Origin of the sequence: Phenylobacterium sp. (assembly GCF_031181185.1) — a bacterium.
In the GTDB taxonomy this organism is placed as follows: Bacteria; Pseudomonadota; Alphaproteobacteria; order Caulobacterales; family Caulobacteraceae; genus Phenylobacterium.
In genome coordinates this window covers 1-14875 of sequence record NZ_JAPSKZ010000019.1, presented here as the reverse complement: position 1 = coordinate 14875, position 14875 = coordinate 1, and the positions used below count along the sequence as shown (strand labels likewise).

The 14875-nt window shown below is 70.0% G+C and carries 13 protein-coding genes; 7 read left to right on the top strand and 6 right to left on the bottom strand.

Annotation, left to right across the window (positions count from 1 at the left end):
• Positions 1-27: 27 nt before the first annotated feature.
• From RIF93_RS03850 to RIF93_RS03835, 4 genes are all read right to left on the bottom strand, one after another.
• Complete coding sequence (locus RIF93_RS03850) at positions 28-741, bottom strand: hypothetical protein (protein WP_309088626.1); 714 nt, start codon at positions 739-741, stop codon at positions 28-30.
• Between the two features lie 10 nt (positions 742-751).
• A complete protein-coding gene (locus RIF93_RS03845) occupies positions 752-985 on the bottom strand; it encodes a hypothetical protein (RefSeq protein WP_309088624.1) in 234 nt (77 codons plus the stop codon).
• Positions 986-1078: 93 nt separating this feature from the next.
• Positions 1079-3238 carry a methylmalonyl-CoA mutase gene (scpA, locus tag RIF93_RS03840; RefSeq protein WP_309088622.1) on the bottom strand — a complete coding sequence of 720 codons (2160 nt, stop codon included), beginning with the start codon at positions 3236-3238 and terminating at the stop codon, positions 1079-1081.
• Positions 3235-4656, bottom strand: a complete 1422-nt coding sequence (locus RIF93_RS03835; RefSeq protein WP_309088621.1) for a methylmalonyl-CoA mutase family protein — start codon at positions 4654-4656, stop codon at positions 3235-3237. Before RIF93_RS03835 ends, scpA begins: the two co-directional genes overlap by 4 nt.
• Before the next feature lie 69 nt (positions 4657-4725).
• Between RIF93_RS03835 and RIF93_RS03830 the strand changes: the two genes are divergently transcribed.
• Positions 4726-5988: a mechanosensitive ion channel gene (locus RIF93_RS03830; protein WP_309088619.1), complete on the top strand. Its 1263-nt coding sequence runs from the start codon at positions 4726-4728 to the stop codon at positions 5986-5988.
• Between the two features lie 100 nt (positions 5989-6088).
• On the opposite strand, the gene RIF93_RS03825 is transcribed toward RIF93_RS03830, so the two are convergent.
• Positions 6089-7339, bottom strand: a complete 1251-nt coding sequence (locus tag RIF93_RS03825) for an acetyl-CoA C-acetyltransferase (protein ID WP_309088617.1) — start codon at positions 7337-7339, stop codon at positions 6089-6091.
• Positions 7340-7469: 130 nt separating this feature from the next.
• Here RIF93_RS03825 and RIF93_RS03820 point away from each other — a divergent pair, with 130 nt between their 5' ends.
• From RIF93_RS03820 to RIF93_RS03795, 6 genes are all read left to right on the top strand, one after another.
• Positions 7470-8474: a nitronate monooxygenase family protein gene (locus RIF93_RS03820; RefSeq protein WP_309088615.1), complete on the top strand. Its 1005-nt coding sequence runs from the start codon at positions 7470-7472 to the stop codon at positions 8472-8474.
• Between the two features lie 177 nt (positions 8475-8651).
• Complete coding sequence (locus RIF93_RS03815) at positions 8652-10157, top strand: porin (protein ID WP_309088613.1); 1506 nt, start codon at positions 8652-8654, stop codon at positions 10155-10157.
• Positions 10158-10187: 30 nt separating this feature from the next.
• On the top strand, positions 10188-11237 hold the full coding sequence (locus tag RIF93_RS03810; RefSeq protein ID WP_309088611.1) for a sulfate ABC transporter substrate-binding protein: 1050 nt from the start codon (positions 10188-10190) through the stop codon (positions 11235-11237).
• A 7-nt stretch (positions 11238-11244) separates the two neighbouring features.
• Positions 11245-12114, top strand: a complete 870-nt coding sequence (gene cysT / locus RIF93_RS03805) for a sulfate ABC transporter permease subunit CysT (RefSeq protein ID WP_309088609.1) — start codon at positions 11245-11247, stop codon at positions 12112-12114.
• The gene (gene cysW / locus RIF93_RS03800) at positions 12111-12947 is read left to right on the top strand and encodes a sulfate ABC transporter permease subunit CysW (protein ID WP_309088607.1); all 837 of its coding nucleotides are present in this window, start codon (positions 12111-12113) and stop codon (positions 12945-12947) included. The genes cysT and cysW overlap by 4 nt, the downstream gene beginning before the upstream one ends.
• Entirely contained in the window at positions 12919-13992 is a 1074-nt protein-coding gene (locus RIF93_RS03795; RefSeq protein ID WP_375163832.1) for a sulfate/molybdate ABC transporter ATP-binding protein, read from the top strand. The genes cysW and RIF93_RS03795 overlap by 29 nt, the downstream gene beginning before the upstream one ends.
• A gap of 3 nt (positions 13993-13995) precedes the next feature.
• Here the strand turns inward: RIF93_RS03795 and RIF93_RS03790 are convergent.
• The coding region (locus tag RIF93_RS03790; RefSeq protein WP_309088605.1) for a Calx-beta domain-containing protein at positions 13996-14875 on the bottom strand (880 nt) is incomplete at its 5' end.

Here is a 14875-nt window from a genome sequence, read left to right as displayed (position 1 = left end):
TCGCCAGGATGCCGGCGGTGGGCCTCCTCAGGCCTGCGGCGCCGCTTCGCCGGCGGCGTCGGGCTGTCCGCCGCCGTAACCGAAGCTCTCGGACAGCCGCCGCACGAGCTCGCGCGCAGCCATGGTGACGGCCTTGTCCATCTGGCCGGCGGTCTCGGTCACGGCGATCGTCTCGCCCCGGTGCGGCGTCGCCTGGATCGTGCAGCTTCGCGGCCCTGGCGAGCCTATGCCGCTCTCGTCAGTCAGGTAGACCTGGACGTCCGAAAGGTCCCGGTCGAAACGCGCGATGGCCCGCCGCACCCGTTGCTCCGCTTCGCCGGCGACGCCGGGAACCTCGCTGTCGAAGTGCACCTGGACCGGGGTGCCGTGACCTGCGTCCGGCGCGTCGGGCGATCCCGCCTCGTGACCGTCGCCCGCCCGGAAGCTGCGGGGTTCGCCGGTGTCTTCAGACGAGGCCATCTCGGCCGCGCGATCGTGGCGCGACCGGTTGCGCCGCCAGTCGTCGCTGGACGTCGGACTGGGCGTGCCGGTGGTGTGTGACTTCGAGCTGCGCAAGGCGTCGACGTGGCTGTGCTTCTCGTCGCGCTCGCCGCCGCCGCCGGACTCCTGGCTAACTCGAGGATTGGTGCTTGCCGCGCCCTCGGGCTGGCCCGGCTGCGGCCGCGGCATCGGCTTGGTGCGGTCTTCGTGGCTGGCGCCGGGTCCGCCCCAGCGGACGGTGTTCGGGTGCTTATCGGGCATGGCCCTCTCCTCAAGCGCCGCCGGCGCCAGCGGTCTCGTCAGGACCGTCATCGACCTGGCTGCCGGCGCCGAACTCGCGGCCCGGCATCACGGAGTCGGCCCCGGGCGCGTCGGCGCTCGAGCCGCGGTCCCGCGCCTTGCCGTTCGGTGCGCCCTGAGCTCCGTGTTCGGCGTCAAAGCTGCGGTCCTCCTCGGACCGGTCGCGGGGGACGTCCGAGCGGTTGTTGGAGTCTGCTTCCGACATGTTCCTCTCCGGCATCTGGTTCAGGGAGCCAACCAGAGGCGGAGGACGCCTGTTCCAGGCTTTCGCAAAGGAGGGGTCGATTGTCGGGCGAGGCTACTGCGCCGCCTGCTCCTGGGCGTAGCCGAGGTGCTCGTTCAGGCGGTCCAGGACCTCGATAGCCGCCTCGGGGATGACGGTGCCGGGCGGGAAGATCGCCGCCACGCCCATCTCCTCCAGCGCCTTGAAGTCCTCGGGCGGAATGACGCCGCCGACGAACACCAGGATGTCAGGACGCCCCAGCTTTGCGAGCTCCGCCTTCAGCTCGGGCACCAGCGTCAGGTGGCCGGCGGCCAGGGAGCTTGCGCCGACGGCGTGCACACCGGCCTGGACGGCTTCGGCCGCCGCTTCGGCCGGCGTCTGGAAAAGGTCCCCGATCTCGACGTCGAAACCCAGGTCCGCGAAGCCGGAGGCGATCACCTTCTGCCCGCGGTCGTGGCCGTCCTGGCCCATTTTGGCGACCATGACCCTCGGCTTGCGGCCGTCGGCCTGGCGGAAGGCCTCGGCCATGGCGCGGGCGCGGGCGGCCGCCGGCGTGTCGCCGGACTCGCGGAGGTACACGCCCTTCACGGCATCGGCCTTGGCCTTGTGCCGGCCGAACACCTTTTCGAGCGCGTAGGAGATCTCGCCCACCGTGGCCTTGGCGCGGGCGGCGGCGACCGCAAGCTCCAGCAGGTTGGCGTTTCCGGCGGCGCCGGCCGTCAGCGCATCGAGGGCGGCGGCGACCGCCTCGGGATCGCGCTCGGCCTTCAGACGGTTCAGCTTGGCGATCTGGGCGTTGCGGACCGCCGAGTTGTCGACCTTCAGCACCGGGATCTCGTCGGCGACCGCGGGGCGGTAGCGGTTCACGCCTACGACGGTCTGATGCCCGCTATCGATCCGCGCCTGGGTGCGGGCCGAGGCCTCCTCGATGCGGCGCTTGGGCAAGCCGTCCTCGATCGCCTTGGCCATGCCCCCTAAGGCTTCCACCTCCGCGATGTGGGCGAGCGCCCGCTCGGCGATGGCGGCGGTCAGGGCCTCGACGTAGTAGCTGCCGCCCCAGGGGTCGACGACCCGGGTCTGACCGCTCTCCAGCTGGATGAACAGCTGGGTGTTGCGCGCGATCCGGGCCGAGAAGTCGGTGGGCAGGGCCAGCGCCTCGTCGAGGCTGTTGGTGTGCAGGCTCTGGGTCTGGCCGCCGGTGGCCGCCATCGCCTCGATCGCCGTGCGGGCGACGTTGTTGAACACGTCCTGGGCGGCCAGCGACCAGCCGGACGTCTGGGTGTGGGCGCGCAGCGATAGCGAGCGCGGGTCCTTGGGCTCGAACTCTTGCTTCATGAGCTTGGCCCAGAGCAGGCGGGCGGCCCGCTGCTTGGCGATCTCCATGAAGGCGTTCATGCCGGCGTTCCAGAAGAAGGACAGCCGCGGAGCGAACTGGTCCACGGTCATGCCCGCCGCGACGCCGGCGCGGACGTATTCAATGCCGTCGGCCAGGGTGTAGGCCAGCTCCAGGTCCAGCGTCGCCCCGGCTTCCTGGATGTGGTAGCCGCTGATCGAGATCGAGTTGAACCGCGGCATCTCCTTCGACGTGTAGGCGAAGATGTCCGCGATGATCCGCATCGAGGGACCGGGCGGATAGATGTAGGTGTTCCGGACCAGGAACTCCTTCAGGATGTCGTTCTGGATCGTGCCGGTCAGCTTCTCGTGCGGCACACCCTGTTCCTCGGCGGCCACGATGTAGAGCGCCAGGATCGGCAGCACCGCCCCGTTCATCGTCATCGACACGCTCATCTTGTCGAGCGGGATGCCGTCGAACAGCGTGCGCATGTCGAGGATGCTGTCGATCGCCACGCCGGCCATGCCGACGTCGCCGGGCACACGCGGATGGTCCGAGTCGTAGCCGCGGTGGGTGGCCAGGTCGAAGGCGATGGACAGGCCCATCTGACCGGCCGCCAGGTTGCGGCGGTAGAAGGCGTTGGAGTCCTCGGCCGTGGAGAAGCCCGCGTACTGGCGGATGGTCCACGGATTGGTCGCGTACATCGTCGGGTACGGACCGCGGACAAAGGGCGCGAGCCCGGGATACCCGGCGAGCCTGGCGAAGTCCTCGGCGTCGGCCGGGCCGTAACCCGGTCGGACGGGGATGCCCTCTGGCGTGTCCCAGGCGGCGCCGGTCACGGGCGGGACGCCTGCGCGTTCGGCGTCGAAGGGCAGGGCGGAGAAATCTGGGAAGCCGGTCATTGGGCGGCCTCGTACTTTTCGGAGAGCCGCATGGGCTTGAGCGGCGAGCAGCGGCTGTCAGGGCCGGGCAGGCGCACGGACGGCGCTTCCACGGCCTTGGGCGTGGCGCGCTCCACTTCGACCGGCGCGTCCTCGGCGGGCGGGAAGGCGGTGACGCCCACGATCTTCAGCTCGCCTCGGGCAGCGTTGGCGGCCTCCACCTCGCGGGCGACCTCGCCGGTCTCGAGCGCCTTGATCAGGCCGCCGGCGGCCTCGATCGCCTGGAACTTCGCCCAGGCGGCGCGCGCGATTTGGTCGGTCAGCCCCTCGATGTAGCCGGAACCCGCGGCCGGGTCGGCGACGCGGCCAAGGAAGGCCTCTTCCATCAGCACCAGCTGGGTGTTGCGGCTCTGGCGGCGCGCGAACGCGGTCGGCAGGCCCAGCGCGTCGGTGAACGCGCCCAGTTGGACGGCATCGGCCCCGCCCACGGCCGCGCCGAAGCCGGCGGCGGTCAGGCGGATCATGTTGGTGAACGCGTCCTTGGCGGCCAGCATCCGGCGCGAGGAGCGAGCCTCGATGCGGGCCTGCGGGCTGGCCTCGCAGGCGCTGGCGATCCGCGCCCAGACCACCCGAGCGGCGCGCAGCTTGGCGATGGTCACGAAGTAATCCGCGTCGGCGGAGAGCCCCAGGGTGATGCGGGCGAAAGCCTCGTCCATCGCGACGCCCGCGCGGACCAGCGCCTTGGCGTAGGCGACCGCGGCGGCCGCGGCGAAGGCGACCTCGAGCGCCTCGCCTCCGCCGGCTTCGTGGACGACACGGCCGGAGGCCAGGAACAGCTGGGCGTGCGGATAGGGCTGCGCGAGCCGCGCGGCGACGGTGGCGGCGCTGACCAGGTGGCTCTCGATCGGACCCTCGCTGCCGCCGGCCTCGGCGAAGGCGCTCAAGGGATCCAGGTGGAAGTTCAGCTTCGCGCCGGGCGAGGACTTGGCGAAGGCGTGCAGCCAGTCGGCGGCCCTGGGCCCCAGGAAGCCCGCGTCGAGCCCCACCGGCGCCAGTTCGACGATTACATCCTTGAGCGCGGTCGCGAGACCCTCGGCCGAACCCACGGCGACGCCCGTTTGGCCGGCCGGATCAATCTTCAGCGTGACGGAGGCCGCCCCAGCCTCCAGGTCGGCCAGCAGTTCGAGGTTGGCGCGCGCCGGATCTGGATGGGCGGAAACCGCCCGGATGTCCCAAGGGCGCTCGGCGTCGAACGGGCGCGGCGGGAAGGCGGCGGGCTGCGGCGCCTGGGCGTAGAGCGGCTGGATCGCCAACCCCTCGACGGTCGATTTCACCAGGCTGTCGAACGGCTTGTCGCCCAGCGTCTTGGCGACGAGCGCGCGCCAGGCGTCCTCGCCCGCAGGGGTGAATCCGGGGTCCAGGAGGCGTGTGTCGGACATGGCGGCACATGGGCCCCCGCGCCCGCGCGCGTCAAGTTCACCCAGCGTGATCGCGGGCCGGGCCGATTCATGGCTATGCTGGGCCTCGAAGACCGGGAGGACGCCATGCCGACGCTCGACTATTACCGCAGCCAGCAGATGATGATGGACTGGGGCCCGCGCATCGCCATCGCCATCGTCATCCTGATCGCCGCCCACTTCCTGGCGAAGGCGGCGCAGTGGGGCCTGGCGCGGCTGATCGATCGCATCCCCGGCGTGAAGCAGCACAACGCCGGCGCCGACCCGAAGGAGACCGTGGGCTACCAGCTCGGGCAACTGGCCTACTGGCTGGTGCTGCTGATCGGTCTGATCGGGGCCCTGACGACCCTGGAGCTGACCAGCATCGTGGCGCCGCTGAACGGGCTGCTGCTGGAGGTCGCCGCCTTCATCCCGAACCTGATCGGGGCGGTGGTCATCTTCTTCGTGGGCTTCATCGTCGCGACGCTGGCGCGGCGGGTCGTGGAGGCGGGCCTCGCCGCCGCGCGGCTGGACTCGTGGCTGGAGAAGGCCGGCCTGTCGCGGGTGACGGGCGCCTCGGGCCTGTCGCGCACGGTGGGCACGCTGGTCTTCGTGCTGATCATCATTCCAGTGACCATCGCGGCCCTGCAGCAGCTGGGCGTCAGCGCGATCTCGGATCCGGCCGTCGCGGTGCTGGCGACCGTGCTGGACGCCCTGCCGAGAGTGCTGGCCGCCGCCATCGTGCTGGCCATCGCCTTCGTGATCGGCCGCTGGGTGGCGAGCCTGATCGAACAGCTGCTGCCGTCGCTGGGCTTCGACCGCAGCCTGCAGGGGCTGGGTATCGGGCCTGCCGCCGAAGAGCCGCTCGAGGCCGACGCTGCGGCTCAGCTGTCGCGCATCACGCCGTCGAAGGTGGTGGCCCGCCTCGCGCTCGTGGCGATCATGCTGTTCTCGGCGGTCGAGGCCGCGCGCCTGCTGGCCTTTGCGGCGATCGCGGTGATGCTGGCGGAAATCCTCGAGCTTGCCGGCCATGTGCTGTTCGGCGGGGTGATCATCGCCATCGGGGTGATCACCGCCAACTTCCTCGCCGCCCTGATCGACCGCTCAACCAACGGCGCCGACGGCTTCGCCTCCGACATCGTGAAGTGGGCGACCATCGCGCTCGCGACCGCCATGGGCCTGCGCTTCATGGGCATCGCCGACGAGATCGTGATCCTGGCGTTCGGCCTGATCCTGGGCTCGGCGGCCGTGGCGGCGGCGCTCGCCTTCGGCATCGGCGGCCGCGACGCGGCGGCGCGGCTGCTGGAAAAGTGGACGAAGAAGCCGCCGCAGTAGTCCCCTCTCCGAACGAAGAGGGGTCGCGCGGACATCACCGTGCGACCCCTCATCCGTCACCCTTCAGGCGACACCTTCTCCCGCAGGGGGAGACGGTGAGCTAGACCCGTTCGACGATGATCGCCGGGGCCATGCCGCCGGCGGCGCACATGGTGACCAGGCCGCGCTTGAGGTCGCGCCGCTCCAGCTCGTCCACGATGGTGCCGATCAGGATGGAGCCGGTGGCGCCGATCGGGTGGCCCAGCGCCATGGCGCCACCGTTCACATTGACCTTCTCACGGTCGAGCTCGAGGTCGCGGATGAATTTCTCGGCCACGACCGAGAAGGCCTCGTTGATTTCCCACAGGTCGATGTCGTCGGGCGTCAGGCCGGCCTTCTTGAGCACCTTCTTCGCCGCCGGGACCGGGGCGTTCAGCATCAGGGTCGGGCTGTCGCCGACATTGGCCATGGCGACGACGCGCGCGCGGGCCTTCAGGCCGTTCTTCCTGGCGTACTCGGGCGAGGCCAGCAGCACCGCGGCCGCGCCGTCCACCACGCCCGAGGAGTTCCCGGCGTGGTGGAAGTGGCGGATCTTCAGGTCCGGATAGACGCGGTTGATCAGGCCGGCCAGCGTCGTGCCCTGGTCGTCAAGCGGCGCGTTGGCCATCGCTTCGAAGGAAGGCTTCAGGGCCGCGAGACCCTCCAGCGTCGTCTGCGGACGGGGGAATTCCTCGCGATCGAGGGCCACTGTGCCGTCGTCGCGATAGACCGGCACGACGCTGCGGTCGAAACGGCCTTCCTTGATCGCCTTGTCCGCCCGCTGCTGGCTGACGTAGGCCAGCTCGTCCAGGGCCTCGCGGCTGATGCCTTCCAGGGTCGCGATGGCGTCGGCGCAGACGCCCTGGTGCGACTGCGGGTGCTTGGCGCGCAGGCGGGTGTTGCCGGAATCGATCAGGGCGGGGCCGCCGTCCGGGCCCTGCATGCTGGCAGTGGCGGCGGTGTAGGACATCATCTCGGTGCCGCCGGCGATGACCAGGTCCTCCATGCCCGACATGATCTGGGCCGCGGCCAGGTTCACCGCGGTGATGCCCGAGCCGCAGAAGCGGTCCAGGGTGACGCCGCTGGCGCGGGTGTCGTAGCCGGCGTCGAGGGCCGCCATCCGTCCCATGTCGCCGCCCTGCTTGCCGCGCTGGGAGGAGGTGCCCCAGATGATGTCGTCGACTTCCTCGGTCTTCAGCTGGTTGCGCTCGGCGATCGCCTTCAGGACCGTGGCGGCCAGGTGCTGGGGGTGGAAGTCGGCCAACGCCCCCTTGCCGACCTTGCCGATGCCGCGCGGCGTGCGGCAGGCGTCGATGATCAGAGCTTCGGGCATGTGGTTGTCCTCCCCTGGAAATTAGACGAAGCCTCCTAGGCGGCCGTAGCGTCAGTCCAGCGACAAATGCGTCTTGCCGGCTGCGGCGCTTTTACATACGTTGTAAATCTAACAACTGTTCGAGGTAGCCATGGCCCTGCCGCCCGTTCTTCGAGACCGCCTGCGCCTGCCGGTGATCGGCAGCCCGCTGTTCATCATCTCGGGGCCCGACCTGGTGATCGCCCAGTGCAAGGCGGGCATCGTGGGCTCGTTCCCCGCGCTGAACGCGCGGCCGGCCAGCCTGCTCGACGAATGGCTGCACCGGATCACCGAGGAACTGGCCGCGTGGGACCGCGACAACCCGGATCGGCCCTCGGCGCCCTTCGCCGTGAACCACATCGTCCACAAGACCAACGACCGGCTCGAACACGACCTTGAAATCTCGACCAAGTGGAAGGCGCCGGTGGTCATCACCTCGCTGGGCGCGCGCGAGGACGTGAACGCCGCGGTCCATTCGTATGGCGGCGTCGTGCTGCACGACGTGATCAACGACCGCTTCGCCCGCAAAGCGATCGAGAAGGGGGCGGACGGGCTGATCACGGTCGCCGCCGGCGCGGGCGGCCACGCCGGCAAGCTGTCGCCGTTTGCGCTGGTTCAGGAGGTGCGCGAGTGGTTCCAGGGCCCGATCGCGCTCTCGGGCTCGATCGCCAACGGCCGCGCCATCCTGGGCGCCCAGGCCATGGGCGCCGACCTGGCCTATGTCGGCTCGGCCTTCATCGCCACTCAAGAAGCCAACGCCGAACAGGCCTACAAGGACATGATCGTGGCCTCGGGCGCCGACGACATCGTCTATTCGAACCTTTTCACCGGCGTGCACGGCAACTACCTGGCGCCGTCGATCCGGGCGGCCGGAATGGACCCGGACAACCTGCCGGAAAGCGACCCGTCGCGAATGAACTTCGGCTCGGGCGGCAACCAGAAGTCCAAGGCCTGGCGCGACATCTGGGGCTGCGGCCAGGGCATCGGCGCGGTGAAGGACGTGCCGTCCGCCGCCGAGCTGGTGGCCCGCTTGGCCGAGGAATACGAGGCCGCCAAAGCCGAACTGGCCGAGAAGACCTCGTTCACCGCCGGGCGCGCTCTACTGGCCGCGGAGTAGGGTTTAGAATTTCTGCATAGGCTGAGAGTCTAATCCTACTTCTCTCATAGGATTTAGCGGAATAGCTTCGCCTCCGACATCACGGAGGGGAGAGGCATGACCGCGCCTGGACGATCGAAACGGATAGGGGAAAGCCTCGCCCTGGCGGCGTTGCTTTGCAGCGCTGCGCCCTCGGCGATGGCGCAGGCGGTCGCGACGGCCAACGGCCAGCCGACCGGCATCAGCCAGGAGCAACTGCTGGCCCTGATCGGCCGCCTCGATGCGCTGGAACGGCGCAATGACGAGCTCGAGCAGCAGATCCTGGACCTCAAGGCGCAAGGGGCGGCCTCGGACCAGGCCATCCGCGACCAGGTCGCCGCCACGACGGTGTCGATCGCCAACGGCCGGCCGACGATCGCCTCTGGCGACGGCGCGTTCACCGCCTCGCTGCGCGGAATCGTCCAGCTCGACGCAGCCCACTACGACCAGCGCAGCGCCGGCCCGCCCGGCAGCGACTTCCGCCGCGGCTCGGTGGGTGACGCGGCCGAGGCCGATCGGGCCCGCGACTTGGCGGACGGCACCAACTTCCGGCGCGTGCGCTTCGGCATCGAAGGCAAGGCGTTCAGCGACTGGAACTACAACCTGTTGTTCGACTTCGGCGGCTCGGGCGTCGAGGAAGCCGGCAAGATCACCAACGCCTACATCGAATACGCTGGGCTCAAGCCCCTGCGCTTCCGGGTGGGCGCGTTCGCGCCGACCACAGGCCTCGAGGACGCGACCTCCAACACCGCGTCGCTGTTCCCGGAACGGGCGGCGGTGGCCGAACTCGTCCGCGGCTTCGCGGGCGGCGACGGGCGGACGGGCGCGGCGGTGCTGGCCAACGGCGAGCGCTGGTCGTTCGGCGCCAACGTCACCGGGAACACCATCGGCGTTTCCAGCTTCGACGAGCAGCTGGGCGCCGTGATCCGGGCGACCTATGTGCCGTACAAGACGCTGGACAGCCTGATCCAGGTCGGCGTGAACGCGAACCTGGTGATCAATCCGGCGGCCACGGGCGCGGACATCCCGCCGGGCGGGGCGGCGACGCCGGTGCGCCTGCGCGAACGCCCCGAGCTCCGCGTCGACGGCGCCCGGCTGGTCGACACCGGCAGCATCGACGCCGACGGACTGACGGCGCTGGGCGTCGAAGCGGCCTACCAGTGGAAGAACTTCAGCCTGCAGGGCGAGCACTTCTGGATCGACGTGGAGCGCCGCACGGGCGCCCTGGCCGATCCCGAGTTCGCCGGCTGGTACGTGCAGGGCGCCTGGACGATCACGGGTCAGCCGCGGCGCTACAATGCGGCCAACGGCGGCTTCGACAGCCCGCGGGTGGAGAACCCGTTCAAGCTGGGCTCCGGGAGCTGGGGCGTCTGGGAGCTGGCGGCCCGCTACTCCGACCTGGACCTGAACTTCAACGCCGGCGCGCCGGACACGGCCCCCACCGCCTCGGCCGTTCGGGGCGGCGAGCAGAAGATCATCACGGTCGGGCTCAACTGGTACCCGAACAACAACGTCCGCTTCCTCGCCGACTACCAGCGCGTGGAGGTCGATCGTCTGTCGCCCGGCGGGACGGCCTTCGGCGCCGGCGCCCTCACGCCCCCCGCAGGGGCTCAGATCGGCCAGGACCTGAACATCTGGTCCTTCCGCACCCAGTACGCCTTCTGACCGACAACCCCTCGACGGGACCTGACCACGATGACGGACACCAACTTCACGCGTCGCCGCCTGCTCAGCGTGGGAGCTGCAGGCATCACGGCGGCTGGGACTGCGCCGCTCCTCCTCCCCGGGGCGGCGCAGGCCCAGTCCAAGGCCCGCGGACTGACCCTGCTCAACGTCAGCTACGATCCGACCCGCGAGCTCTACAAGGAGGTGAACACCGCCTTTGCCAGCTACTGGAAGGGCCGCACCGGCCAGAGCCTGAACATCAACCAGAGCCACGGCGGTTCGGGCCGCCAGGCGCGGGCGGTGATCGACGGCCTGCAGGCTGACGTGGTGACCCTGGCGCTGGCCTACGACATCGACGAGATCGCGCTGCGGGCCAAGCTCCTGCCGCCAAACTGGCAGAGCCGGCTGCCGAACAACTCCGCGCCCTACACCTCGACGATCGTGTTCCTGGTGCGGAAGGGCAATCCCTGGAAGATCCGCGACTGGGGCGACCTGGCGAAGCCGGGGATCAGCGTCATCACGCCGAACCCCAAGACCTCGGGCGGCGCCCGCTGGAACTACCTGGCGGCCTACGCCTGGGCGCTGAAGCAGCCGGGCGGCTCTCCGCAGACGGCGGAAGCCTTCCTGGCCAAGCTGTTCCGCAACGTGCCGGTGCTGGACACCGGCGCGCGCGGCTCCACCACCACGTTTGCGGAGCGCGGCATCGGCGACGTGCTGATCGCCTGGGAGAACGAGGCCTATCTCTCGCTCGAGGAGTTCGGGCCCAAGTTCGACATCGTCTATCCCAGCCTGTCGATCCTGGCCGAGCCGACGGTGGCGCTGGTGGACAGGAACGTCGACCGCAAGAAGACCCGCATCCAGGCTGAGGGATACCTGAACTTCCTCTACAGCCCCCTGGCGCAGGATCTGATCGGCAAGCACCACTTCCGGCCGCGCAACGAAGCCGCGCTCGCCAAGTACCGGTCCAAGTTCCGCAACATCCCGCTGGTGACCGTCGACGGCCAGTTCGGCGGCTGGAAGAAGGCCCAGGCGACCCACTTCGCCGACGGCGGCGTCTTCGACCGCATCTACAAGCGCTAGGCCTGGGATGACGATCGCCGCTCTGGCCGAACCGCCCCGACGGGTTCGGGCCCGATGGGTGCAGCCCAGCATCCTGCCGGGCTTCGGCCTCGCCATGGGCTGGACCCTGACCTACCTCGGCCTGCTGGTGGTGCTGCCGCTGACGGCGCTGATCCTGCGGCCCTGGGAGCTGGGACTGTCGGGCGTCTGGTCGGCGCTCACCGAGCCACGCGTGCTTTCCTCGCTGCGCCTGAGCTTCGGGGCTGCGGCGCTGGCGGCGCTGGCGAACGTGCCCATCGGCCTGCTCGTCGCCTGGACCCTGACCCGATACGAATTCCCGGGGCGGCGGCTCATCGACGCCTTCGTGGATCTGCCGTTCGCCCTGCCGACGGCGGTGGCCGGCATCGCGCTGACGGCGATCTATGCGCCGACGGGGATCCTCGGCGAGCCGTTCGCCAAACTCGGGATCAAGACCGCCTACAACCCGGTCGGCGTCTTCATCGCCCTGGTGTTCATCGGCCTGCCGTTCGTCGTGCGCACGGTGCAGCCGGTGCTGCAAGACCTGGACGTCGAGGTGGAAGAGGCCGCCCAGACGCTGGGGGCGACCAACCTGCAGCGGTTCTGGCTGGTGGTGTTGCCGACGCTTGCGCCGTCGCTGCTCTCGGGCTTCAGCCTGGCGTTCGCGCGGGCCGTGGGCGAGTACGGCAGCGTGATCTTCATCGCCGGCAACATGCCGCTGAAGTCCGAGATCGCGCCGCTGCTGATCGTCATCAAGCTCGAGCAGTACGACTATGCCGGGGCGGCTGCGGTGGGCCTGGCCATGCTGGTCATCTCGTTCGGCGCCCTCTTGGCCGTGAACGCCGCCCAGGTGTTCCTGGCGAAGCGGGGGCGGGCATGAGCCCGACCGTTCGCCTGCCGGGCCTCGGGCCCCTGTTCCTGGCCCTCACGGTCGCGGTGCTGGGCGTGCTGATCGTGCTGCCTCTGGCCGTCGTGTTCCAGCAGGCCCTGTCGGAGGGCTGGGCCGCCTATCTCGAGCCCCTGAAGCAGCCCGACGCCATCGCGGCGATCAAGCTGACCCTTACCGTGGCAGCGATCTCCGTGCCGCTTAACGCCGTGTTCGGCGTCGCGGCCGCCTGGGCGATCGCCAAGTTCGAGTTCAAGGGCAAGAGCCTGCTGGTCACCTTCATCGACCTGCCGTTCTCGATGTCGCCGGTGGTGTCGGGCCTGGTCTGGGTGCTGCTGTTCGGCGCCCAGGGCTGGTTCGGCGAATGGCTGATCGATCACGACATCAAGATCATCTTCGCCACGTCCGGCCTGGTGCTGGCCACGGTGCTGGTGACCCTGCCGTTCGTCGCCCGCGAGCTGATCCCCCTGATGCAGGACCAGGGCTCGGACGAGGAGGCCGCCGCGCTGACGCTCGGCGCCGGCGGCTGGACGACCTTCTGGCGGATCACCCTGCCGAACATCCGCTGGGCGCTGCTGTACGGCGTCCTGCTCTGCAACGCCCGCGCCATGGGCGAGTTCGGCGCGGTCTCCGTGGTTTCCGGCAGCGTGCGGGGTCTGACGACGACTTTGCCGCTGCATGTCGAGGTGCTCTACAATGACTACGAATTCGTCGGCGCTTTCGCGGCGGCCTCCATCCTGGCCGGCCTCGGACTCGTCACCCTGGTCCTCAAGACCGTCCTCGAATGGCGTCATTCCGGTGAACTTTCGGCCCGACGACGACACTAGCTCGAACCTGGCGCTCGACATCCGCGGGGTCTCGAAGGCCTTCGGTCGCTTCCCGGCGCTGAGGGATGTTTCGCTGCAAGCGCGCGAGAAGGAGTTCCTGGCGCTGCTAGGCCCGTCGGGCTCGGGCAAGACGACGCTGCTGCGCGTCCTGGCCGGCCTCGAGAAGCCCGACGCGGGCGAGGTGCGCTTCGCCGGCGAGGACTTCCTCGCCCTGCCGGTGCGCAAACGGCGAGTGGGCATGGTGTTCCAGCACTACGCGCTCTTCCGGCACATGACCGTCGCCCAGAACATCGCCTTCGGCCTGTCGGTCCGGAAGGGTTCGGATCGGCCGTCGAAGTCCGAGATCGCCGACCGCGTCGCGCATCTCCTGTCGCTCGTGCAGCTGGAGGGGCTGGAGAAGCGCTACCCGTCACAGCTTTCCGGCGGTCAGCGGCAGCGCGTGGCGCTCGCCCGGGCGCTGGCCATCGAACCCCGAATGCTGCTGCTGGATGAGCCGTTCGGCGCCCTCGACGCCCAGGTGCGCCGGGAGCTGCGTCGCTGGCTGCGCGAGCTGCACGACCGCGCCGGCGTGACCACCGTGTTCGTGACCCACGACCAAGAGGAGGCGCTGGACCTCGCCGATCGCGTGGCGATCCTGAAGGACGGCCAACTGGTGCAGCTGGGCACGCCGAACGAGGTTTACGAGCACCCGGCCGATCCGTTCGTCTTCGATTTCCTCGGGGCCGCCTGCCGCATGCCGGGGGTGGTCGAGAAGGACCGGCTGAGGATCGCGGACTGGGAATCGCCCGCGCCGAGCAACGCGCCGGAGGGGCGGGTCGAGGTGTTCTTCCGACCCGACGAGGTGGCCTTCGCGCCGGCGGACGGCCCAGGCCTGGCCGCCGAGGTCAAGGCGGTGGCCGCCCGCGGTCCCGACGTGCGGATCGAGTGCCTGATCGAGGGCGAGGTGGTCGAGCTGCAGGCGCATGGCCCGACGCTGCCGGCCGGGGTCGCGCCCGGCCTGGCCGTCCGCGTCAAGCCGCTGCGCCCGCAGGTCTACGCGACGTGACGCCTACTGGAAGATCCAGTCGCTGGCGGTGAGCTGGCCGGGCGCCACCTTCTCGACCTGGAAGACGTAGTTGGGCCACTGCTGGGCCGTGCCGGTCGCATCGCGGTCGAACAGCACCTTCGTGCCGCCGGCCCCGTCGTCGATCAGCTTCAGGTAGCCGGCTCCGAACGGATCGGTCCCGGTGTAGCCCACCGCGTCCAGCATCCCGCGGATGTCGATCTTGTCGACCCCGCGTTCGAAGTCGGTGATCCGCGCAGGCGCCCAGTTCTCCTTGGGGAAGACGAAGTGGTCGGCGCCGCCGGCCCCGGTCAGCACGTCCTGGCCCTGGCTGGCGTTCAGGGTGTCGGCGCCAGCGCCGCCGGTCAGGGCCGAGCCCGGGCCGGGCGAATTGATCACCTGGCCGCCGCCGCCGCCCGTCGAGCCGTCGTCGTTGGTGATGGTCCCGGTCGCCGTCGCCTGACCCAAGGTAGCGCCCGATGCGCCGGACAGGGTCACGGTGAACGCTTCCGTGGGTTCGACCGTGGTGTCGCCGACGACGTTGACGGTGATGGTCTTCGAGGTCTCGCCCGCCGCGAACGTCAGCGTCCCGGAGGGCAGGGCGCCGCCCTGGAAGTCCGCGCCCGAGGCCGGGTTGGAGCCCGAGCCCGAGACGCCCCAGTTGACCGTCGAGCTGGCGGCGGTCGAGCCGGTGCGGGTCACCGTGAAGCTGAACGCCGTCGTTCCCGAGTTGCCCTCGGCCAGCGTCAGCGACGTGGTCGTGAAGGCGAGCTGCGGATTGGTCGGCGGCGGCGGCTCGGAGGTCCCGCCACCGGCGAGCTTGGACCAGGTGAGGCCCGCCACCGGCACCTTCTCGAGCTGCAGCACGTAGTTGGGCCACTGCTGG